This window comes from Dechloromonas sp. CZR5 (genome assembly GCF_008711155.1).
Lineage (GTDB): Bacteria > Pseudomonadota > Gammaproteobacteria > Burkholderiales > Rhodocyclaceae > Azonexus.
In genome coordinates this window covers 230,834-252,949 of sequence record NZ_VUYQ01000004.1, presented here as the reverse complement: position 1 = coordinate 252,949, position 22,116 = coordinate 230,834, and the positions used below count along the sequence as shown (strand labels likewise).

24 protein-coding genes are annotated in these 22,116 nt (G+C 59.6%); 14 read left to right on the top strand and 10 right to left on the bottom strand.

All coding sequences use genetic code 11. The features are described 5' to 3' along the window. Nucleotides 1-4: 4 nt before the first annotated feature. From pssA to ilvB, 4 genes are all read right to left on the bottom strand, one after another. The gene (gene pssA / locus F1002_RS13275; protein ID WP_150429521.1) at nucleotides 5-757 is read right to left on the bottom strand and encodes a CDP-diacylglycerol--serine O-phosphatidyltransferase; all 753 of its coding nucleotides are present in this window, start codon (nucleotides 755-757) and stop codon (nucleotides 5-7) included. A 151-nt stretch (nucleotides 758-908) separates the two neighbouring features. Next, the gene (gene ilvC / locus F1002_RS13270; RefSeq protein ID WP_150429520.1) at nucleotides 909-1,925 is read right to left on the bottom strand and encodes a ketol-acid reductoisomerase; all 1,017 of its coding nucleotides are present in this window, start codon (nucleotides 1,923-1,925) and stop codon (nucleotides 909-911) included. A gap of 24 nt (nucleotides 1,926-1,949) precedes the next feature. After that, nucleotides 1,950-2,441 carry an acetolactate synthase small subunit gene (gene ilvN / locus F1002_RS13265; RefSeq protein ID WP_027459068.1) on the bottom strand — a complete coding sequence of 164 codons (492 nt, stop codon included), beginning with the start codon at nucleotides 2,439-2,441 and terminating at the stop codon, nucleotides 1,950-1,952. Nucleotides 2,442-2,461: 20 nt separating this feature from the next. Further along, nucleotides 2,462-4,162, bottom strand: coding sequence for a biosynthetic-type acetolactate synthase large subunit (gene ilvB / locus F1002_RS13260; RefSeq protein WP_150429519.1), 1,701 nt, complete (start codon nucleotides 4,160-4,162; stop codon nucleotides 2,462-2,464). A 117-nt stretch (nucleotides 4,163-4,279) separates the two neighbouring features. On the opposite strand from ilvB, the gene F1002_RS13255 reads away from it, so the two are divergent. Genes F1002_RS13255 through F1002_RS13240 form a run of 4 tightly spaced genes read left to right on the top strand, consistent with a single transcriptional unit; the run spans nucleotide 4,280 to nucleotide 6,124 of the window. Further along, nucleotides 4,280-4,843 carry an RNA polymerase sigma factor gene (locus F1002_RS13255; RefSeq protein ID WP_150429518.1) on the top strand — a complete coding sequence of 188 codons (564 nt, stop codon included), beginning with the start codon at nucleotides 4,280-4,282 and terminating at the stop codon, nucleotides 4,841-4,843. Continuing rightward, a complete protein-coding gene (locus F1002_RS13250; protein WP_150429517.1) occupies nucleotides 4,840-5,223 on the top strand; it encodes a DUF3619 family protein in 384 nt (127 codons plus the stop codon). The genes F1002_RS13255 and F1002_RS13250 overlap by 4 nt, the downstream gene beginning before the upstream one ends. Further along, entirely contained in the window at nucleotides 5,220-5,714 is a 495-nt protein-coding gene (locus tag F1002_RS13245) for a DUF3106 domain-containing protein (protein WP_223879594.1), read from the top strand. The genes F1002_RS13250 and F1002_RS13245 overlap by 4 nt, the downstream gene beginning before the upstream one ends. Next, a complete protein-coding gene (locus F1002_RS13240; protein ID WP_150429515.1) occupies nucleotides 5,711-6,124 on the top strand; it encodes an RDD family protein in 414 nt (137 codons plus the stop codon). Before F1002_RS13245 ends, F1002_RS13240 begins: the two co-directional genes overlap by 4 nt. On the opposite strand, the gene lptG is transcribed toward F1002_RS13240, so the two are convergent. Both lptG and lptF read right to left on the bottom strand, forming a co-directional pair. Beyond that, a complete protein-coding gene (gene lptG, locus F1002_RS13235) occupies nucleotides 6,125-7,210 on the bottom strand; it encodes an LPS export ABC transporter permease LptG (RefSeq protein ID WP_191090405.1) in 1,086 nt (361 codons plus the stop codon). After that, the gene (gene lptF, locus F1002_RS13230; protein ID WP_150429514.1) at nucleotides 7,210-8,292 is read right to left on the bottom strand and encodes an LPS export ABC transporter permease LptF; all 1,083 of its coding nucleotides are present in this window, start codon (nucleotides 8,290-8,292) and stop codon (nucleotides 7,210-7,212) included. The genes lptG and lptF overlap by 1 nt, the downstream gene beginning before the upstream one ends. Before the next feature lie 71 nt (nucleotides 8,293-8,363). Between lptF and F1002_RS13225 the strand changes: the two genes are divergently transcribed. The 5 genes from F1002_RS13225 (at nucleotide 8,364) to F1002_RS13205 (ending at nucleotide 14,118) form a co-directional block, all read left to right on the top strand. Further along, nucleotides 8,364-9,860: a leucyl aminopeptidase gene (locus F1002_RS13225; RefSeq protein ID WP_150429513.1), complete on the top strand. Its 1,497-nt coding sequence runs from the start codon at nucleotides 8,364-8,366 to the stop codon at nucleotides 9,858-9,860. Continuing rightward, nucleotides 9,857-10,279, top strand: coding sequence for a DNA polymerase III subunit chi (locus F1002_RS13220; RefSeq protein WP_150429512.1), 423 nt, complete (start codon nucleotides 9,857-9,859; stop codon nucleotides 10,277-10,279). The genes F1002_RS13225 and F1002_RS13220 overlap by 4 nt, the downstream gene beginning before the upstream one ends. Before the next feature lie 9 nt (nucleotides 10,280-10,288). Next, complete coding sequence (locus F1002_RS13215; RefSeq protein WP_150429511.1) at nucleotides 10,289-10,720, top strand: hypothetical protein; 432 nt, start codon at nucleotides 10,289-10,291, stop codon at nucleotides 10,718-10,720. Nucleotides 10,721-10,796: 76 nt separating this feature from the next. Next, on the top strand, nucleotides 10,797-13,622 hold the full coding sequence (locus F1002_RS13210) for a valine--tRNA ligase (protein WP_150429510.1): 2,826 nt from the start codon (nucleotides 10,797-10,799) through the stop codon (nucleotides 13,620-13,622). Between the two features lie 13 nt (nucleotides 13,623-13,635). Beyond that, nucleotides 13,636-14,118, top strand: a complete 483-nt coding sequence (locus F1002_RS13205; RefSeq protein ID WP_150429509.1) for a hypothetical protein — start codon at nucleotides 13,636-13,638, stop codon at nucleotides 14,116-14,118. 38 nt (nucleotides 14,119-14,156) lie between these two features. Here the strand turns inward: F1002_RS13205 and pabB are convergent, their stop codons facing one another. The 3 genes from pabB to F1002_RS13190 all read right to left on the bottom strand — a co-directional run bounded on the left by pabB (nucleotide 14,157) and on the right by F1002_RS13190 (nucleotide 17,628). Beyond that, a complete protein-coding gene (gene pabB / locus F1002_RS13200; RefSeq protein WP_150429508.1) occupies nucleotides 14,157-15,791 on the bottom strand; it encodes an aminodeoxychorismate synthase component I in 1,635 nt (544 codons plus the stop codon). A 122-nt stretch (nucleotides 15,792-15,913) separates the two neighbouring features. Continuing rightward, entirely contained in the window at nucleotides 15,914-16,141 is a 228-nt protein-coding gene (locus F1002_RS13195) for a sulfurtransferase TusA family protein (protein ID WP_150429507.1), read from the bottom strand. 38 nt (nucleotides 16,142-16,179) lie between these two features. Beyond that, nucleotides 16,180-17,628 (bottom strand): M48 family metalloprotease, encoded by a 1,449-nt coding sequence (locus tag F1002_RS13190; protein WP_191090404.1) that lies wholly within the window; start codon nucleotides 17,626-17,628, stop codon nucleotides 16,180-16,182. Between the two features lie 64 nt (nucleotides 17,629-17,692). Between F1002_RS13190 and moaC the strand changes: the two genes are divergently transcribed. From moaC to soxZ, 3 genes are read left to right on the top strand one after another with little or no spacing between them, the layout of a single operon-like run. Then, nucleotides 17,693-18,175 (top strand): cyclic pyranopterin monophosphate synthase MoaC, encoded by a 483-nt coding sequence (gene moaC, locus F1002_RS13185; protein WP_150429506.1) that lies wholly within the window; start codon nucleotides 17,693-17,695, stop codon nucleotides 18,173-18,175. Nucleotides 18,176-18,189: 14 nt separating this feature from the next. After that, nucleotides 18,190-18,663 carry a thiosulfate oxidation carrier protein SoxY gene (gene soxY, locus F1002_RS13180; protein ID WP_150429505.1) on the top strand — a complete coding sequence of 158 codons (474 nt, stop codon included), beginning with the start codon at nucleotides 18,190-18,192 and terminating at the stop codon, nucleotides 18,661-18,663. A 2-nt stretch (nucleotides 18,664-18,665) separates the two neighbouring features. Continuing rightward, the gene (gene soxZ / locus F1002_RS13175; RefSeq protein WP_150429504.1) at nucleotides 18,666-18,977 is read left to right on the top strand and encodes a thiosulfate oxidation carrier complex protein SoxZ; all 312 of its coding nucleotides are present in this window, start codon (nucleotides 18,666-18,668) and stop codon (nucleotides 18,975-18,977) included. A 78-nt stretch (nucleotides 18,978-19,055) separates the two neighbouring features. Here soxZ and F1002_RS13170 read toward each other — a convergent pair whose 3' ends face one another. Then, the gene (locus F1002_RS13170) at nucleotides 19,056-19,259 is read right to left on the bottom strand and encodes a cold-shock protein (protein WP_150429503.1); all 204 of its coding nucleotides are present in this window, start codon (nucleotides 19,257-19,259) and stop codon (nucleotides 19,056-19,058) included. Nucleotides 19,260-19,531: 272 nt separating this feature from the next. On the opposite strand from F1002_RS13170, the gene clpS reads away from it, so the two are divergent. Both clpS and clpA read left to right on the top strand, forming a co-directional pair. Further along, a complete protein-coding gene (gene clpS, locus F1002_RS13165) occupies nucleotides 19,532-19,840 on the top strand; it encodes an ATP-dependent Clp protease adapter ClpS (protein WP_150429502.1) in 309 nt (102 codons plus the stop codon). Continuing rightward, nucleotides 19,840-22,098 (top strand): ATP-dependent Clp protease ATP-binding subunit ClpA, encoded by a 2,259-nt coding sequence (clpA, locus tag F1002_RS13160; RefSeq protein WP_150429501.1) that lies wholly within the window; start codon nucleotides 19,840-19,842, stop codon nucleotides 22,096-22,098. The genes clpS and clpA overlap by 1 nt, the downstream gene beginning before the upstream one ends. Nucleotides 22,099-22,116: the final 18 nt, after the last annotated feature.

Here is a 22,116-nt window from a genome sequence, read left to right as displayed (position 1 = left end):
GGAATTACTGGGGCTTGCGCTTGAGCAGGCCGATAGCCGCCTGAACATAACCGGACAGGCCATAGAGGACAAAGAAACCGAACAAGGCAATTTCCGGGCTGTAGGCAACCAGCGCAAAACCGAGGGCAATAGCGGCGATTACGAAGAACGGCACGCTCTTCTTCAGATTGATGTCCTTGAAACTATAAAAGCGGATGTTGGACACCATGGTTACCCCGGCAAATATCGTCAGCACGCAGGCAAACCAGCGCACGTCGCTACCGGCCACGCCCGTCTCGATCATCACCCAGACCAGGCCGGCTACCAGCGCCGCGGCGGCCGGAGACGGCAGGCCCTGGAAATAGCGCTTGTCCATGACTTCGAGCGTGGTATTGAAACGGGCCAGGCGCAAGGCGGCACCTGCGCAGTAGATGAAAGCCGCGATCCAGCCCAGCCGACCAAGATCGCGCAAGGCCCATTCGTACATGACCAGCGCCGGTGCTGCGCCAAAGCTGACCATGTCGGACAGCGAATCGTATTCGGCGCCAAACGCCGACTGGGTATTGGTCAGTCGGGCCACCCGACCATCCAGGCCATCGAGCACCATGGCGATGAAAATGGCCATGGCGGCCCGGGCAAAATCGCCCTGCATCGCCTGAACGATGGCGAAAAAGCCGGCAAACAAGGCAGCCGTTGTGAACAGGTTGGGCAGCACGTAAATGCCGCGCCGCTTGACTTCTGGGTTGAACAGCGACTTACGGGGTTTGAGTTCGGTCATGGGGCTGATATGAACGGGCAACCTGCAGAGGATACACCCGGAAAGCATCGAAATCCGCAAACAACAAGGGCGGTGCAGTTTCCCACACCGCCCGAAGCGAAGGCAGCCTCAACTGCGCGGGCGCAGAGCGGCCACCAAGCTAGAGACCTGCTTAGTTCTTGGACTGGTCAACCAGTTTGTTCTTCTTGATCCACGGCATCATGTCGCGCAGCTGGCCACCGACCGTTTCGATCGGGTGCACGGCGTTCAGGCGACGACGGGCAGTCATCGAAGGATAGTTGGTACGACCTTCAAGGATGAACATCTTGGCGTATTCGCCGGTCTGGATGCGCTTCAGGGCATTGCGCATGGCGACGCGCGACTGCTCGTTGATGACTTCCGGACCCGTCACGTACTCGCCGTACTCGGCGTTGTTCGAGATCGAGTAGTTCATGTTGGCGATACCACCTTCGTACATCAGGTCGACGATCAGCTTCAGTTCGTGCAGGCACTCGAAGTAGGCCATTTCCGGAGCGTAGCCGGCTTCAACCAAGGTTTCGAAGCCCATCTTGACCAGCTCGACGGCACCGCCGCACAGAACGGCTTGCTCACCGAACAGGTCGGTTTCGGTTTCTTCACGGAAGTTGGTCTCGATGACGCCACCCTTGGTGCCGCCATTGGCAGCCGCGTAGGACAGGGCGATGTCCTTGGCCTTGCCGGACTTGTCTTGGTAGATGGCGATCAGGGACGGCACACCGCCACCCTTCAGGTACTCGGAACGCACGGTGTGGCCCGGGCCCTTCGGCGCGACCATGATGACGTCCACGTCGGCGCGCGGCACGACCTGGTTGTAATGCACGTTAAAGCCGTGGGCGAAAGCCAGGGCAGCGCCCTTCTTCAGGTTCGGCGCGACTTCTTCGTTGTAAACCTGCGGGATGTTTTCGTCCGGCAACAGGATCATGACAACATCAGCGCCCTTGACGGCCTTGGCGATTTCCTCAACCTTCAGACCAGCAGCTTCGGCCTTCTTCCAGGAAGCGCCATCCTTGCGCAGACCAACGGTGACCTTGACGCCGGAGTCCTTCAGGTTCTGGGCGTGGGCATGGCCCTGCGAGCCGTAACCAACGATGGTGACCTTCTTGCCCTTGATCAGGGAGAGATCGGCGTCCTTGTCGTAATAAACTTTCATGAAATCCTCTTTCTGAGCAAATAGTTAGACTTTGAGAATACGATCGCCGCGACCGATGCCACAGACACCGGTACGGACGGTTTCGAGAATCAGGCCGGCATCGAGCGCGGCGATGAAGGAGTCGAGCTTGGAGCTTGCGCCGGTCAGTTCGATCACATAGGTCGATTCCGTGACATCGATGATGCGACCACGGAAAATATCGGCCATACGCTTCATCTCTTCGCGATCCTTGCCGGTGGCGCGAACCTTGATCAGCATCAGTTCGCGCTCGACGTGCGCAGCCTCGGAGAGATCGACCACCTTGACGACATCAACCAGCTTGTTGAGCTGCTTGGTGATCTGCTCGAGCACCTCGTCGGAGCCCCAGGTCAGGATGGTCATCCGCGACAGCGACGGATCTTCCGTCGGCGCCACGGTCAGCGATTCGATGTTGTAGCCGCGCGCAGAGAACAGGCCGGCCACGCGGGACAGCGCCCCGGCTTCGTTTTCAATCAGGATGGAAATGATATGACGCATTTTTTCTTTTCCTCCCCCGCTCAGATATCTTCGGCGAGGATCATTTCAGTCAGGCCCTTGCCCGCTGCCACCATCGGGAACACATTGGCACCCGGATCGATGATGAAGTCCATGAACACCAGGCGATCCTTGTACTCCGTGAAGGCCTTGCGCAGCGCCGGCTCGACATCTTCCGGTCGCTCGATGCGCATGCCGACGTGACCGTAGGATTCGGCCAGCTTGACGAAATCCGGCAGCGACGTGACGTAGGACTGGGAATACCGCTTGGAGTAGAACATTTCCTGCCACTGACGGACCATGCCCAGCATGCCGTTGTTCAGGTTGATGATCTTGATCGGCAACTCGTACTGCTTGCAGGTCGACAACTCCTGAATACACATCTGGATCGAGCCCTCGCCGGTGACGCAGGCCACCTGCGAACCCGGATTGGCGAGCAGAACGCCCATGCCGTACGGCAGGCCGACACCCATGGTGCCCAGGCCACCGGAGTTGATCCAGCGACGCGGCTTGTCGAACTTGTAGTACTGCGCAGCGAACATCTGGTGCTGGCCGACGTCGGAAGTGATGAAGGCATCGCCACCAGTCACTTCATACAGCTTCTCGACCACGTACTGCGGCATGATGTGCTCGGACTGGCGATAGGCCAGCGAGTTGCGGCCGCGCCACTCATCGATCTGCTTCCACCAGTCGGCGACCTCCGGATCCGCGGTGAAACCGCCGTCCATCAGCTTGAGAATTTCGTCGAGCACGTCATTCACATTGCCGACGATGGGCACATCGACCTTGACGCGCTTGGAAATCGACGACGGGTCGATGTCGATATGGATGACGCGACGCTTCTCTTCGCCGAAATGCTCCGGATTGCCGATCACGCGATCATCGAAACGGGCGCCGATGGCCAAGATCACGTCGGCGAAATGCATCGCGTTGTTGGCTTCGAAAGTACCGTGCATGCCCAGCATGCCGACGAACTGCTTGTCGGTCGCCGGATAGCCGCCCAAGCCCATCAGGGTATTGGTCACCGGGAAATTCAGCTTGCGGGCCAGCGTGGTCAATTTTTCGGCTGCGTCGGACAGGATCACGCCGCCGCCGGTATAGATGATCGGGCGCTTGGCTTCCTGCAGGATTTGCACGGCCTTCTTGATCTGTCCCAGATGCCCCTTGACCACCGGGTTGTACGAGCGCATCTGCACCGACTTCGGGTAGTCGAACTCGCAGACCTGAGCCGTGATGTCCTTCGGAATATCGACGACGACCGGGCCGGGACGGCCGGTGGAAGCGATATGAAAGGCCTTCTTGATGGTCAAGGCGAGATCCTTGACGTCCTTGACGAGGAAATTGTGCTTGACGCAGGGGCGGGTGATGCCGACGGTATCGCACTCCTGGAAGGCATCCTGGCCGATGTACTGGGTCGGGACCTGGCCGCACAGCACGACCATCGGGATGGAATCCATGTACGCGGTGGCAATGCCGGTCACCGTATTGGTGACGCCCGGACCGGACGTCACCAGCGCAACGCCAACTTTCTGCGAAGAGCGCGAATAGGCGTCTGCGGCATGAACGGCGGCCTGCTCATGGCGAACCAGGATGTGCTTGACGTCCTCCTGCTTGAAAAGGGCGTCGTAAATATGCAGAACGGAACCACCTGGGTAACCGAACACATAATCGACCTTTTCTTCTTGCAGGCACCTGATTACAATTTCTGCACCGCTGATCATCATTCTTGAGCCCAAAAAAGCTGTTGCCTAAAAGGGCGTAACCTTAATCGACCGCCAATTTTCGGTCAAGGTTTCCTGGCATATCCCCATACCGCTCAAGGCCTTTAGGAAGAGACCACCCTGGCATCGCCCCAACAACTTTCCTGCTTTCTCGAATCGATCGAACGCCGGGCCTTCAAGCAAGCGATGTTTGCCGTCCATGACGAGGAAGCGGCGCTCGACATCGTTCAGGACGCCATGCTCAAGCTGGCCGAAAAATACGGCGACCGGCCGGACGACGAATTCCCGATGCTCTTTCAGCGCATCCTGCAGAACACCATCCGCGATTACTATCGGCGCAGCAAAGTCCGTTCGATGTGGACAACGCTGCTGTCGGCCTTCTCATCGGACGAGGACGACGACCACGATCCGCTCGAAACGCTCGCTGCCGACGAAGATGACGCCGGACCCAAAACACCGGAAAGCAAGCTGCTGCAGGCACAAACCTTGAATTTGATCGAAGATGAAATAAAAAAGCTGCCGGCACGTCAACGTGAAGCCTTCCTGATGCGTTACTGGGAAGACATGGACGTCGCTGAGACCGCAGCGGCGATGGGCTGCTCAGAAGGCAGTGTCAAGACCCATTGCTCGCGTGCCACCCACACGCTGGCAACCGCCCTGTCGGCAAAAGGTATAAAGCTATGAACGAAGAACGTTATGCATATCGCGTTCGGCAAGCGCTGAACCACGGATTGAAGGACATGCCGCCGGCCGCCTCGCGGCGCCTGGAAGCCGCCCGTCATCTGGCGCTGAGTCGCCAGAAGCAGGCTGCCCCGCAGATGGCCTTGGCCGGTTTCGGCATCTCTTCCTTCCGCGTGGGCTCGCACGTTCCCTATCTCAAGCAGATTCTTGCCATCGCGGCATTGCTGCTGGGCATGTGGATTTCCTTCTACTGGCACAGCGTTCAATACGTAACCGCCCTGGAAGAAGTGGATAGCGCACTGCTCACCGACGACCTGCCCCCCGATGCTTTCCTGGACAACGACTTCTTCGAATGGCTATTAGACGACTCGCCGGAGGAGTGATCCTCACCCTCGGACTGAATGCCGCCATCGCCGTCGAACCGCCGACAACGGCCATTATCGGCACACCGCCGCAACCGGGATGGAACCAGCTCAACGCCCAGCAAAAAAGCACGCTTGCACCGCTGTCCAAGAACTGGGACAGCATGGAGAACATCCGCAAGAAAAAATGGCTGGGCATCGCCGACCGCTACCCGACGATGAAACCCGACGAGCAGCAACGCATGCAGGACCGCATGCGGGAGTGGGCGACACTGTCACCATCCGAACGCAACAAGGTGCGAGACACCTACAAGGACTTTAACCAGCTCCCAACGGAGCAGAAGCAGGTCGTCAAACAGAAGTGGGAGGCTTACTCGAGCCTCAGCCCCGAAGAGCGACAACGCGTCCGCGAGTCCGGCCGCTCGTCAAAACTGCTGACCCCGGTCACTGCACCGGCCGGCACCGAGTCAGCTCCCACCCCAACTCACACCACCAACCCGCAAAACCAATGACAGTCGAACAACCAAGCTTGCAACGACGCCTCGTCTGCATGCTGTATGAAGGACTGGTCGTTTTTTCCATCCTGCTGATCGGCTTTCTTCTCCCTCAGGTCGTGCTGTCGGGTTTTGGCTGGAACGCTGGCGCCAAGGCGCTCTGGATTCATGTCCTGCTACTGCTGATGGTCTATTTTGTCTGGTGCTGGCTCAACGGCGGCCAAACACTGCCCATGAAAACCTGGAAAATGCGCCTGGTCGACGAAAGTGGCGGGCCGTTGCGTCCGCTGCAAGCCGTACTGCGCTACCTCGCTGCCTGGCCCAGCATCCTGCTGCTGGGGGTCGGCATTGCATGGGCCTTGCTGGACAAAGACAAACAGTTCCTGCATGACCGGATCGCCGGTACCCGAATTACCAGCGCCGGTTGATCAGCGACGCTCCACCCACCACAGCATACCCATCGCAACGAGCAGAAACAGGGCCGACGGCGCCATCGCACTGAACAACGGCGACCACGAATTGATCGCCCCCAAATTGGACGACAGGCCGTTCAAGGCATAGAAGAGAATACCGAGCATGACGCCGGCAAATATCTTCAGGCTGACCCCGCCCACCCGGTTGTGTGAGTACCCGAACGGCAGCGCAAGTGCCACCATGACCAGAGCAGCCAGCGGATAGAGCAATTTTTTCCAGAGCGCGATCTGGTAACGCTCCGTTTTTTGCTTGTTATCGCTGAGATGTCGGGTGTAATTCAACAGCCCGATCAGCGACATGCGTTCAGGAGAGACCATCAACGCTGCCAACAGATTCGGCGTGACATTGGAGTGCCACTCGCCGTCAGGACTCTTCTCAACCCGCGCCAGATCCCCTTCCAGAACTGTTCTGACAACATCCTGCAAAATCCATCGATCCGGCAGCTGAAAATCCGCCTGACGAGCATCCGTCACCGATTCGAGCTGGTTTTCCTGGCTGAATTTGTAGATGCGGATGCCTTGCAGTGGAGCATCTGGCATAGCGCTGCGAATGTTGATGAAACTACGTCCATCCTTGACCCACAAACCGCTATCAAAGCCGCTCTGGGCGATCACTGTGCTCATGGCCTTGGCCCTGATTTCCCGTCCCAGCCGCTCGCTGAAGGGGACCAGGGCTTCACCCACCACAAAAGTCAGCAACGCCAGCAGCAAGGCCGCCCTGAAAAGGGTTTTCAGCAAATCGCCCGTGGCCAGCCCGGAGGCCCGCAGAACGGTAATTTCCGAATGGCGAGCCAGCGTCGATAAGGCATACAGCGCCCCAATCAACGTCGCAATGGGAATCAACTCGTAAATCAGGCCGGGCATGCCCAAAGCAACGAACAAGGCAGCATGAAACACCGTGTACCCGACCTTGCCGACACTACGCAGTTCGTCAATGAAGTTAAAGAAAGCAAATAACGCCAGAAAAGCGGCGAGTACCAGAAAGACCGACGCAAATGTCTCGCGAATCAGATAGCGCTGGTAGAGATTGAGACGAAACATCAATGCCCCCAGCGCTGCCACGGCATGCGCACGACGATCCGTTTGTAGAACAGCGCCACCAGCGGCAAAAGCATCACGGCATGGGCCGCCCAGACGCCCACCCAGAAGGACAGCTTGCCTTGCGCCACCCAAGCCTGGCTCACCGAGAGCAGATTATTGTAGATGGCGTAGATCAGGATCGCGATCAACATGTTGGCCGAGCGCCCGGCCCGCGGATTCACATAGGAAAGCGGAATGGCCAGAAGGCACAGGATCAGGGCCGAAACCGGCAAGCCGATCCGCCACAGCAGTTCGCCACGAGCGACGTTGCTGTCCTCGAGAATCAACTCGGTAATTGGCATACCCTTTGGTGACAGCGAGGAGGAAGCCGGTTCGCCATCCTCGACCCGCGCCCGGTAGCGTTCGAACTCCATGACCTTGAAAGCCGGACTACCCGGCTCCACCTCGTAACGCCGTCCGTGCTCCAAGACGACAAAACGGTCGCCGTTGCCGGCCGTTTCCTGAAAGCCCGAATCGGACACGACTACGCCGAACCTGCCTTCCTGATAGGAGGCGACGAAGACGTTACCGACATTGCTGCCGTCCTCACCCACACCTTCCACGAAGAATACCCGCTGTCCTTTCTTGACTTCCCGGAAAGCGCCGGGCGACACCTGAGAGAGTTCGCTACGCGCAGAAAGGCGCTCACGATACTCGGCCGAACTGGAATTGGCCCAAGGCGCAAGAAAACCGGAAACGGCGGCAATTGCAAGAATGATCGGCAGGGCAAAACGCAAAACGGGCGAAATCCAGCCAGTCAGCGGCAAACCCGCAGAAAACCAGACCACCATTTCGGAATCCCGATAAACACGGGACAAACTGAGCAAAATGGACACAAAAAGCGTCAATGACAGCAAAACAGGCATGAAATTGAGCGCCGAAAACCCCAGCAAGGACGCCACCGCTTCCGGCGCAATGCGGCCGCCCGCTGCTTCCTTGAGCAAACGAATCAAATGGGTCGAGGTCAGAATGGCCAGCAGCGCAACGCTGATGCCGGCAGCTGCCTGGGCAAATTCGCGCCGAGCGGCGCGCTCGAATATCATGCTTTGACGAAACCGAAAAAATGCGAGGATAATCCCTCGAATACTGATATTTCCTTGATCAGGAGCAGCTTGTGGAATTTAGCATAAAAAGCGGAAGCCCGGAAAAACAGCGCAGCGCCTGCGTGGTCGTCGGCGTTTTCGAATCGAGGAAACTGACCCTCCCGGCAGAATTGCTCGACAACGCGTCCGGCGGCTACATTGCCGACATCGTGCGCCGTGGCGACATGGAAGGCAAGGCAGGCAGCACACTGCTGCTACACAACGTGCCCTCCACGCTTTGCGACCGCATCCTGCTGGTTGGCTTGGGCAAGGAAAAGGAATTCCGCGAAAAGGAATTCGCCAACGCCATCCGTACCGCCGTCAAGGTACTCAACGAAACCGGCGCCTTCGACGCCACACTTTTCCTGACCGAACTCCAGGTCCGGAAGCGCAGCATCACCTGGCGCGTCCGCCAGACAGTCATTGCAGCGCTGGATGCCACCTACAGGTTCGATCAATTCAAGAGCAAGAAGGAAGAAATTCGCCGCCCGTTGCGCAAGCTGACGATCAGCGTCGAACGTCGTAACGAACTGGCCCCCGCCGAAGAGGGCATGCATCAGGGTCAAGCCATTGCCGAAGGCATGGCACTGGCCAAGACGCTCGGCAACCTGCCGCCCAATGTTTGCCACCCGAGCTATCTGGCCGAACAGGCGAAGACCATGGCCAAAGCATTCAAGCTCGACTGCGAAGTCCTTGAGCGCGACGACATGGAAAAGCTCGGCATGCACTCGCTGCTTGCCGTCGCACGGGGTTCGCACCAACCGCCGAAGCTGATCGTGCTCAGTTACAAGGGGGCAAAAACCAGCGAAAAGCCCATCATACTGGTCGGCAAGGGCGTCACTTTCGACACCGGCGGCATTTCGCTGAAACCGGGTGCCGAAATGGACGAGATGAAATACGACATGTGCGGTGCCGCCAGCGTCCTGGGCACCATGCAAGCCATTGCCCGCATGGCCCTGCCGATCAACCTGACCGTCATCGTTCCGGCCACCGAAAACATGCCCGGGGGCAACGCGACCCGTCCCGGGGACATCGTCACCTCGATGTCCGGCCAGACCATCGAAATCCTGAACACCGACGCCGAAGGCCGCCTGATCCTGTGCGACGCGCTGACCTACGCCGAACGCTTCGACCCAGACACCCTGATCGATGTCGCCACACTGACCGGCGCCTGCGTCGTTGCCTTGGGCAACATCGCCACCGGTCTGTTCGCCAACAAGGATGGCCTTGCACGCGACCTGCAGGATGCGGGCGAGGAGGCCAACGACCGCGCCTGGCACATGCCACTGTGGGACGACTACCAGGAATTATTGAAGAGTCCCTTCGCCGACATGGCGAATATCGGCGGGCGATACGGCGGTGCCATTTCAGCCGCCTGCTTCCTGTCGCGCTTCACCAAGAAATTCGACTGGGCTCACCTCGACATTGCCGGCACCGCCTGGAAATCGGGTGCCGACAAGGGGGCCACCGGACGGCCGGTTCCCCTGTTGACGCATTACCTCCTGCAACGCGCGGGCAAGCTCAATTGACCCAAGTCTTCTTCTATCACGGCGCCAGCGACCGGATCGCCGCCGCCTGCGCCTTGCTGAGCGGCGCCTACGCCAAGAAAAAACCGATGCTGGTGTACGCAACCGAACCGGAAGTCGCCGGCAGCATCGACCGGATGCTATGGACCCATTCGGCCCTCAGCTTCGTGCCGCACTGCCGTGCCGATTCGCCGCTGGCCGCTGAAACGCCGATCCTGATCACCGACAAGCTCGACACCATCTCGCAGGATGAACGTCTGATGAACCTGAGCCGGGATATTCCGCCGGGTTTTTCGCGCTTCGAAAGCCTGATCGAAGTGGTCGGACAGGACGAAGACGACCGCAGCGCCGCGCGCGATCGAGTCAAGTTCTACAAGGATCGCGGCTACGAAGTCCGCTACTTCGATCTCAGCGGTCGCTAAAGGATTCCCGTGCCCAGCCCCATCCTCGCCCGCGCCGACGCCCTGATGCACCGCAAGCGCCAGGCGGAGACCGAATTCGACGATGTACCGACTTTGACCGATGCAATCGACGACGAAGATGACATTCCCGTACTCGTTGACGAGGCCAGTTCTACGATAGAGGAGTCCCCCCTCCCGAGCGCACTGCCGCTGCCTGACGACGACTACGCCATTGTCGCCCAGCCCCCCGTCCTCCATTCACACGAAACGGCGGCTTCGCAGCAAGAAACCACGCCCACTCGTACCCCGATCAATGCCGATCTACACGAGCAACTAGCTTGCGAACTGGCACGTCGCGTCGAACAACGCCTGGCCACCGAACTGCCCCGCATCATCGAATCGACTTTGCGTGACTTTCTGGCAGAGCAGGCCATGATTGCTGCAGCCCCGCACCGCGACTGAGACGAGGCTGAGATCACGCCGAAGCCGGAGCGGCGCTCCGGTATAATTGCGGGTTTCCCCCTTTTCCGAGAAGTCCATGGAACTCGCCAAAGCCTTTGAACCCGTCGACATCGAACGCCGCTGGTACCCCGCCTGGGAAGGTCAGAATTATTTCGCTGCCGGTGTAGACGGCGACAAGCAAGACAATTTCTGCATCCTGCTGCCGCCGCCCAACGTCACCGGCACGCTGCACATGGGCCATGGCTTCAACCAGACGATCATGGACGCGCTGACCCGCTACTACCGGATGCGCGGTCACAACACGCTGTGGCAGCCGGGCACCGACCACGCCGGCATCGCCACGCAGATCGTCGTCGAGCGCCAGCTGGACGCCCAGGGCATTTCGCGCCACGACCTCGGCCGCGAGAAGTTCCTGGAAAAAGTCTGGGAATGGAAGGAATACTCGGGCAACACCATCACCCAACAGATGCGCCGCATGGGCACCAGCCCGGACTGGACGCGCGAGCGTTTCACGATGGATGCCGGCCTCAACAAGGTTGTCACCGAAACTTTCGTCCGCCTCTACAACGAAGGCCTGATCTACCGCGGCAAGCGCCTGGTGAACTGGGACCCGAAGCTGCACACCGCCGTCTCCGACCTCGAAGTCGTGCAGGAGGAAGAAGACGGCTTCATGTGGCACATCCGCTACCCGCTGGCCGACGGCTCGGGTAGCCTGGTAGTCGCCACCACCCGTCCGGAAACCATGCTCGGCGACACCGCCGTGATGGTTCACCCGGAGGACGAGCGCTACAAGCACATGATCGGCAAGATGGTGAAGCTGCCGCTGACCGAGCGTGAAATCCCGATCATCGCCGACTCCTACGTCGATCTCGAATTCGGCACCGGCTGCGTCAAGGTCACGCCGGCGCACGACTTCAACGACTACGCCGTCGGCCAGCGCCACGGCCTGCCGATGATCTCGATCCTGACGCTGGACGCCAAGATCAACGACGCCGCCCCGGAGAAATACCGCGGCCTCGACCGCTTCGACGCCCGCAAGGCCGTCGTTGCCGATCTGGAAACGCTCGGCATCCTGGAAAAGACCGACAAGCACAAGCTGAAAGTGCCGCGCGGTGACCGTACCGGCGTCGTCATCGAGCCGATGCTGACCGACCAGTGGTTCGTTGCCATGTCCAAGCCGGGTGCCGACGGCAAGTCGATCACCGAGCAGGCACTGGACGTCGTCCATTCCGGCGAGATCAAGTTCTATCCGGAAAACTGGGTCAATACCTACAACCAATGGCTGAACAACATTCAGGACTGGTGTATCTCCCGCCAGCTGTGGTGGGGCCATCAGATTCCGGCCTGGTACGGGGTCAATGGCGAGGTGTTCGTCGCCCAGAACGAGGAAGAAGCCCGCAAGCAGGCCGACAAGGCCGGTTACGCCGGCCAGCTGACGCGCGATGAAGACGTGCTCGATACCTGGTATTCGTCCGCCCTGTGGCCGTTCTCGACGCTGGACTGGACCGGCGATGAAGCGACCGACGCGGCCAACCAGGTGCTGCAACAGTATCTGCCGTCGTCCGTGCTGGTCACCGGCTTCGACATCATCTTCTTCTGGGTCGCCCGCATGGTCATGATGACCAAGCACATCACCGGCAAGATCCCGTTCAAGCATGTTTACGTGCATGGCCTGATCCGCGACGGCGAAGGCCAGAAAATGTCCAAGTCCAAGGGCAACGTGCTTGATCCGATCGACCTGATCGACGGCATCGGCATCGACGCGCTGGTCGAGAAGCGCACCTTCGGCCTGATGAACCCGAAACAGGCCGAGAGCATCGCCAAGAAGACCAAGAAGGAATTCCCGGAGGGCATCCCGGCCTTCGGCACCGACGCGCTGCGCTTCACCTTCGCGTCGCTCGCCTCGCCCGGCCGCGACATCAAGTTCGACCTGAACCGCTGCGACGGCTACCGCAATTTCTGCAACAAGCTGTGGAATGCCACCCGCTTCGTGCTGATGAACGTCGAAGGTCACGATCTGGCCCTCGAACACCAGCAGGGCGGCCCGGCTTGCGGCGGATCCGCCCCGCTCGAATTCAGCTTCGCTGATCGCTGGATCGTCAGCCAACTGCAGCGCGTCGAAAAGGAAATCGAACAGCACTTCACCGACTACCGTTTCGACCTGGTTGCCCAGGCCGTCTATAAATTCATCTGGGACGAGTTCTGCGACTGGTACCTGGAAATCGCCAAGGTCGAGATCCAGACTGGCAACGACGCCCAGCAGCGCGGCGCCCGCCGCACGCTGGTACGCACCCTGGAAGCCGTACTGCGCCTCGCCCACCCGCTGATTCCGTTCATCACCGAGGAACTGTGGCAAACCGTGGCGCCGATTGCTGGCCGCAAGACGCACGATTCGATCATGCTCGCCGCCTACCCGCGCGCCGAGGAATTCAAGATCGACACCGCCAGCGAAGCCAAGGTGGAGCGTCTGAAGGCCCTGGCCTACGCCTGCCGTAACCTGCGCGGCGAGATGGGCATTTCCCCGGCCCAGCGCACGCCGCTGATCGTCGCCGGCGGCGGCGATGAAATCCGCGAGTTCGCGCCAATCCTGCAAGCTCTGGGTAAGCTCTCCGAGGTACAAATCGTGGACGACATGCCGGCCGACGCCGTGGCACCGGTCGCCGTGGTCGGCGAGACGCGCCTGATGCTGAAGGTCGAGATCGACGTGGCTGCCGAGAAAGAGCGCCTGAAGAAGGAAATCGAAAAGCTGGAGAAGCAGATTTCCATCGCCCAGGGCAAGCTCTCGAACGAAGGCTTCGTTGCTCGCGCCCCGGTGGCCGTCGTCGAACAGGAAAAACAGCGGGTTGCCGAATTCACGGCGACGCTGGAGAAACTCAAACCGCAACTGGCCAAACTCGGCTGAATAAAGAGCGTCCATGCAAGATAACCGCAGCTTCTTCACACAAATATTCACCACCCTGATGATCTTCTCCCTGGCCGTCGGGGCCAGCACGGTGGCGTTCATCTACTCCTGGCCGTGGGAAAAGGCCAATCCCGAGTGGAAACCGAACTTCCGCCTGGTCGCCCTCTGCGGCGAGAAAAAGGAAGCCTGCGGCATCAGCTACGGTGAACTCGCCGCAGCGAAGGCAAAGGGAGAGATCAGCGGCCTGGAACCGATCGACGCAGCCGGCGAGTTCGAGGAGCCACAGAACTGGCTCAAATGGAGCAGGAACGATGGCGTCTATGAAGTGAAGGCATCCTCCTGGCACTTCCAGACGAGCATCCGCTACAAGATCGAACAGGATGCGCCGGTCCTCGTTGCCGTCCAGGACGTTGATGTTGCCAAGGCCTTCATCTACGGCATGGGCGCCGCCATGTTCCTGGTCATTGGCCTCAATCTGCGCCGCTTGCGCCACTAAGCGCCATACGGACGATCAACCGGAACGACGGCCAGACTTCAAGTCTGGCCGTTTTTTTCGCCTTGTCGCAAGCGAACGGGTATCAGCCCACGCAGCGCATTACCGAGAAAGAAGTCGCCATCCAGATCGGCCGGATAAAGCACGGCTTCGCGCGCCCTGCCGCTGGCCAGCAATTCGGCCCGCAGCACGCCCGGTAGCGCACCGCACGCCACCGGCGGGGTCAGCAGCACGCCATCCCGCTCGACAAACACATTGCTGCGCGCCCCTTCGGCAACCTCTCCACGCTCATTGACGAAGATCAGATCGAACACTGGCGAATCGGCCGGCAGCCCCCGCAGGGCCGCATCGTACAGAGGGCGAACCGTCGTCTTGTAAGCGCGCAGCGGATCGCTGCTGTCGACACGAGCCTCCGCCAGTTCGGCCAATCGCACGAAGTGCGGCGCATCGGCCAGTGCAATGGCCTGGATCTCGATATCGCCGGCCTTGTCCAGCGTCAGGCGTACGCGCCAGACACCCTGCGCAGGCTGCTTGCCCAGTTCGCGGCAAATCCGCTGCTCATCGAGCGGAAAGCCGAACCATTGAGCAGAGCGACGAAGCCGCGCCAGATGGCCCGCCCACATCGGATAGACACCATTCTCGCGGCGCAAAGTCTCGATCAACCGTAGGCCAGGATCGATATTGCGCAGGAACTCAGCTTTCAGCAGGCACTCCCGCCATTCGGCGTCGGGCAAGGAATCGGCTACGATACCGCTACCCACACCCATTCTCCCCCGATGCCCGCTGGCTAGTTCCAGCGTCCGGATAGCCACATTCAGCCGAAAGTCCCCGTTCGGGGCCAGGAAACCGAGGGCGCCCGTATACAGGCCGCGCGGCGTGCCTTCGAGTTCGCCGATGATCTGCATGGCCCGGATTTTCGGTGCGCCGGTAATCGATCCACAAGGAAAGAGCGCGCGCAGGACGGCCTCGAAATTCTCCCGGCCAATCCGTGCCGAGACCTCGGAAACCATCTGCCAGACTGTCGGATAGTCCTCGATCCCGAACAGACGGTCGACCGAGACGCTGCCCGGCTCTGCCAAACGGCCGAGGTCGTTACGCAGCAGATCGACGATCATCAGGTTTTCTGCACGATCCTTGATTGAATCGCGCAAGACCTCGCTCGGCAAGCTGCGCGCTGCGGTGCCCTTCATCGGTCGTGTCAGTAGACGCTCACCATGCCGCTCCAGAAACAATTCGGGGGAAAGTGAAACGATGCCGCCGCACGGACCGCCGACAAAGCCGCCATAACGTACCGGCTGACATCGGCGCAAGCGCGCATATACGGCCAACGGCGACCCGAACCAGGAAAATTTGATCGGAAAGGTGTAATTGACCTGATAGCAGTCGCCATCGGAAATGAAGCGCTTGATCCGTTCGACCGCCAACTTGTAGCACGACTCATCCACGGTTGGGGACAGATCGCCGATACCGGCGATCTCGCCTCCTTCGTTGGCGTCCAACCAGACCTCCGCTTCAGGCGCCGACAAGGCAATACGTTCGCGAAAACGCCAGAAGCGGGCAAGGACATTCTCTCCTGGCTGCCACCCCGGAGGGGCCGAACGCGGCTCAAGCAGGTATCCGAGTTCATATGCCACGGCTGCCACGACCCAACCGGGCTGCTCAACGAGAAGCTGCATTGCCGAAGCGAAGGATGCAGCATCGCGAACTTCGAGGCAGTCGATCAACCCCTCGAAACGCCAAGCGGCAGGTTCGCCAGCCGGCGCCTGCCTGTCTTCAAAAAATGCGGTGACTGCGGAGCTTATTTGCGCTTCAGGTAAAACTCGAAGACCCGGTTCTCTTCCTTTTGCTCCAGCAATTCGTTACCGGTCTGCTTGGCAAAGGCGGGAAAATCCTTCAGCGAGCCTGGATCGGTCGCCAGAACGCGCAGAATCTGGCCGGTTTCCATTTCAGCCAGGGTCTTCTTGGTACGGAGAATGGGAAGCGGGCAGTTCAGCCCCTTGACATCGAGATCGCGATCAAATTCCATGGTCATTCTGCGGATGAATTCAAGCCGCGATTCTAACTCTAATTGCGTTTTTCCTTGAGTTCATCGATCTGGCGACGTTTCATTTCGCGCAGCCGGGCATCAATCGACGACATTTCGTAGAAATTTGCATCCCCGGCCTTTTGTGCCAGTTGCAACTGCTCGATGGCACCGGCAGTCTGCCCCTGCAGAATGAACACCTCAGCCAGCGCCCGATGCTGCATGGCCCGCTGCCCCAGTCCGGCGTAACTTTCGGCGCGCAGCTTGTGCAGCCTGACATCCTCGGGATAGTTGCGCAACTGGGCTTCGGAGAAACGCAAGGAATCGTCAAAGCGACGCGCTCCGGCAAGGGAAGCCCCGTAACCGTAGAGCAATCCCAGATTCAGCGGGTAACGCACCATCGCGTCACGATATATGGCCAGACCACCGGCCGTATCGCCCTGCGCCAGGCGCAAGTCGGCCCGCAGGCGCTCCAGCATGGCGGCCGTCACCTTCAGACGCCGCGCTGCCTCGATTTCCTTCTCCGCCCCGGCCCAGTCCCGAAGTCGATAGCGGGCATAGGCCAGTCCGTAGTGAATGGCCCCCTCGGAGGCGAACTTCTTCTCCTGAAGCAAGGCCTCGAAATCCTTGACGGCTTCGCGTGGCGTCCCCTGCATGGCCCTGACCTTGGCGCGTACCAAGTGGAAATCGACGCTATCGACCACCTGGCGATAGGGTACCGCCTGCTCGCGGTTCTGCATGTCGGTCAGACGCTCGCCCGACAACGGGTGGGTACGCAGATAGGCCGTCGCATTGTTTTCGTAGAGGCGAACCGCCTGCTGCAAGCGTGCGAAGAATGCGGCCATGCCGCGCACGTCGTACCCGGCCTTGCGCAAAATATCAAAACCCTGGCGATCGGCTTCACGCTCGAAATCCCGCGAAAAGGCCAACTGCGCCGAAATGGCGCCAGCCTGCGTGGAGGCAATCGCCGCGCCCGCCACCTGGCCGCTCGAACGCGCCGCCAGCAAGGCCAGGGCCATGGCCACCATGGAGGCCATGCCGATCTGCTTCGATTGATAAATCTGGCGTGCTATGTGGCGTTGCGTCACGTGCGAGATTTCGTGCCCAAGCACCCCGGCCAGTTCCGATTCAGTCTGCGACGACAGGATCAGGCCCGTATGCACCCCGATATAGCCGCCCGGCATCGCGAAGGCGTTGATATTCTGGTCATTGATGGCGAAGAAAGTGAATCCGAAGCCGGGGTCGTTGCTGACCGCCGCCAAACGCCCACCCAACTGATTGAGGTAGGTCTCCACATCCGAGTCATCGAGATAGGCGGGTTCCCGCCAGCGAATGTCATGCATGATCTGCAAGCCGATTTTCTTCTCGGTACTCAGCGAAAACTCGCTGCTCGCAATATCGCCGAGTTCCGGCAGCTCATCGGCCCGGACGGGCTGAATCGCCAGGGAACAGGCAAGCGTCAGGGCGACGAATCGTTGGGTCAGGCGCATGGTGCTATGATAGCGCAGCCTTCCATATCGCCATCCAGGCTGATAGTAACCAAACGTAAAGCTCGTGACCGACTCCACACTGACCCATTTTGATCGTGCCGGCCAGGCCCACATGGTCGATGTCGGCGCCAAAGCCGAAACCGCCCGTATTGCCCGCGCCGCTGGCAGCATTTTCATGCGCCCCGAGACACTGGCCCTGATCCGCAGCGGATCGTCCAAGAAAGGCGACGTGCTTGGCATTGCCCGCATCGCCGCCATTCAGGCATCGAAGCGTACCGGCGACCTGATCCCGCTGTGCCACCCCATCGCATTGACCCGCGTCGCAGCAGAATTCGTCATCGACGAGCTGCAAAGTGCGGTCCACTGCGAAGTGACAGCGGAGTGCTTCGGTCGTACCGGCGTCGAAATGGAAGCTCTGACCGCCACCTCGGTCGGCCTGCTGACCATCTACGACATGGCCAAGGCCGTTGACCGTGGCATGCGCATCGAGAACATTCGCCTGCTGGAAAAGTCAGGCGGCAAATCGGGCCACTGGCTGGCCGAATAATCACGCTGAAAACCATGCTTGAATTACGCAGACAATTCCTTAAAGGAGGCCTGTCGGCCGCCCTGCTCACGCCGCTGCTCGGTACCGGCCTGCTGACGCCCACTCGCGTTCTCGCGGCCGACTGGAACAGGCCCGCGTTCACCGCCCGCAATATCGGCGATGCCCTGAAAGCCTACGGCAGTACCAACGCTGCCGAAAGCCGTGAGATTCTGATCAATGCACCCGAGATTGCCGAAAACGGCGCCAAGGTCGAGATCGAAGTCACCAGCAATATCGCCAACACACGCAGCCTGGCCGTGTTTGCCGACAAGAACCCGATGCCGCTCTGTTCGTCCATCGAGTTTTCAGGCTCCGCTCTTCCCTACCTCCGCGAGCAAATCAAACTGTCGGAAACCACGCGCATCCGTGTCGTTGCCAAGACCGCAGAAGGCAAATTCCATGTCGCCTTTCGGGAAATCAAGGTAACCCTCGGGGGCTGTGGAGGCTGATCATGGGAGAACAAATCAAGATTCGCGCGCAAAACCAGGGCGAAACCACCGATATACGGATCCTGATGCAGCATCCGATGGAAACCGGTCAACGCAAGGATGACAAGGGGCAGACCTTTCCGGCGCAATTCATCCAGACGTTCACGGTCAGCCTGAACGGCAAGGTCATCATCGATGGGCAGCTCAACACCTCGGTCTCGAAAAACCCGCTATTCACGTTCAAGGCACGAGGCATCAAATCCGGTGACAAACTCAGCGTCGCATGGACAGACAATACTGGCGACAAGCGACAGGACGAAACCACTGTCCCCTGACAGCCCAAAACCATAGGGTATAAACGAAAAAAAGCCCGCCTGAATCAGGCGGGCTTTTTAATTATCTTGGTATCCGAGTCAAACGCCCTGGATATTGGAAGCTTGCTTGCCCTTGGGGCCCTGAACGACGTCGAAAGACACCTTCTGGCCTTCCTTCAGGGTCTTAAAGCCATTCATGTTGATAGCGGAGAAGTGTGCGAAGAGGTCTTCACTACCATCATCCGGCGTGATAAAGCCAAAACCCTTGGAATCATTGAACCACTTAACGGTACCGAGTGCCATGTTTGCTACTTTCTTACAAAAATCAAACGAATTTCCGGGTCTCCCCGACTCCCTGTTTGCGCTCAACGACCCGGTGCTCACGGCAATCCCGATGCAGCTTGAAGCCAAACACAATGGCTTTCTACGCGACTTGAAATATGTCGTCAACAAGTTTCTATGCCGCAGCGCAGCATATTCCGGGCAAGAGAATTGCTTGTTCCAGACTGGATATTGGGCGATTCATCCTCATATGATGTATTGCACATTGAGTCGGACTGTATAGAATCGAACGCATGGCTACAAAGATTCAGGAAGGCGGACAACTCGAGGCCCAGCGCAGCAAACTGGGGCCGCCAAAGATGTACAAGGTAGTGTTGCTGAACGACGATTACACGCCGATGGATTTCGTCATCACCATTCTGCAGCGTTTTTTTTCTCTGGACACTGAACAAGCAACGCGAATCATGCTCAAAGTTCACAACGAAGGACGGGGTGTCTGTGGAATTTTTCCACGCGACATCGCCGCGACCAAAGTAGAACAGGTACTTGCGTTCGCCCGCCAGCATCAACACCCGCTAGCCTGCATCATGGAGGAAAACTGATGATTGCCCAGGAACTCGAAGTCAGCCTGCACATGGCTTTTGTCGAGGCGCGTCAAAAACGCCACGAGTTCATCACTGTCGAGCATCTGCTGCTGGCGCTGATCGACAATCCTTCGGCTGCGGAGGCGCTGCGTGCCTGTGGCGCCAAGACCGACACGCTGCGCAAGGACCTCTCCAACTTCATCGACGAACATACGCCGACGGTATCCGGCGAGGACGACATCGACACGCAGCCTACCTTGGGTTTCCAGCGCGTCATCCAGCGCGCCATCCTGCACGTGCAATCCTCCGGCAAGAAGGAAGTCAATGGCGCCAATGTCCTGGTGGCCATCTATGGCGAAAAGGATTCGCACGCGGTCTATTTCCTGCAGAAGCAAGGCGTCACTCGCCTGGACGTGGTCAATTTCATCTCGCACGGCATCAGCAAGGTTCCGCAGCAGAAGGCCGCGCCTGAAGGGGAAGTCGAAACCGAGGGCGAGAAGACCGAGGCCGGCCCGCTTGAGCAGTACACCATCAATCTGAACGCACTGGCGTTGCAGGGCAAGATCGATCCGCTGATCGGCCGCGACAAGGAACTGGAGCGCGTCATCCAGACGCTGTGCCGCCGCCGCAAGAACAACCCCCTGCTGGTCGGCGAAGCCGGTGTCGGCAAGACTGCTATTGCCGAGGGGCTGGCGCGCAAGGTAGTTGAAGGCGATGTGCCGGAAATCCTGGCCAAGGCGAATGTTTACGCACTGGACATGGGCTCGCTGCTGGCCGGGACCAAATACCGCGGCGACTTCGAGCAGCGCCTGAAGGCCGTGCTCAAGGCCCTGCAGGACAACCCGAACGCCATCCTGTTCATCGACGAAATCCATACACTGATCGGCGCCGGCTCTGCCTCCGGCGGCACGCTGGATGCCTCGAACCTGCTCAAGCCGGCCCTTTCCTCAGGTCAGCTGAAGTGCATCGGTGCGACGACCTACACCGAATTCCGCGGCATCTTCGAAAAGGACAGCGCGCTGTCCCGCCGCTTCCAGAAGATCGACGTCAACGAACCTTCGGTCGCCGAAACCGTCGAGATTCTCAAGGGCCTGAAAGCCCGCTTCGAAGCGCACCACGGCATCAAGTACTCAGCAACGGCCATTTCGTCGGCCGTCGAACTGTCGGCCCGCTACATTACCGACCGCCACCTGCCGGACAAGGCCATCGACGTCATCGACGAGGCCGGTGCGGCACAGCGCATCCTGCCGAAATCGAAGCAGAAGAAGGTCATCAACAAGACCGACATCGAGGAAATCGTCGCCAAGATCGCCCGCATCCCGTCGCAGCACGTCACGATGGACGATCGCAGTGCGCTGAAGAACCTCGACCGCGACCTCAAGGCCACCGTCTTCGGCCAGGACAAGGCAATCGACGCGCTCGCCAAGGCGATCAAGATGGCCCGCTCCGGCCTCGGCAATCCGGGCAAGCCGATCGGTTCCTTCCTGTTCAGTGGCCCGACCGGCGTCGGCAAGACGGAAGTCGCCAAGCAGCTGGCCTATTTCCTGGGTATCGAGTTGCAGCGCTTCGACATGTCCGAATACATGGAGCGCCACGCGGTCTCCCGTCTGATCGGCGCCCCCCCGGGCTACGTCGGCTTCGACCAGGGCGGGCTGCTCACCGAGGCGATCACGAAGAAGCCCTACACCGTGTTGCTGCTCGATGAAATCGAGAAAGCGCATCCGGACATTTTCAACATCCTGCTGCAGGTCATGGACCACGGCACGCTGACCGACAACAACGGACGCAAGGCCGATTTTCGTAACGTGATCATCATCATGACCACCAACGCCGGTGCTGCCGACCTGCAGAAGACGAGCATGGGCTTCACCGCCTCCAAGCAGACCGGCGACGAGATGGTCGAGATCAAGCGCCTGTTCACGCCGGAATTCCGCAACCGGCTCGATGCGACCATCTCCTTCGCGCCGCTGGACCACGAGGTGATTCTGCGTGTGGTCGACAAGTTCCTGATGCAGCTCGAAGAGCAGTTGCACGAGAAGAAGGTCGAAGCCAGTTTCACCGAGGCGGTCAAGGAAATGCTGGCCGAGAAGGGCTTCGATCCCTTGATGGGTGCCCGCCCGATGGCGCGCCTGATCCAGGACACCATCCGCTCTGCACTGGCCGATGAATTGCTGTTCGGCAGGCTGGCCAGCGGCGGCCATGTCCTGGTCGGACTCGACAAGGACGGCAAGATCAAACTCAGCTTTGAGGAAGAAAAGGCCGAAGCAACCGTCTGACGATTGCCATTCGCCCCC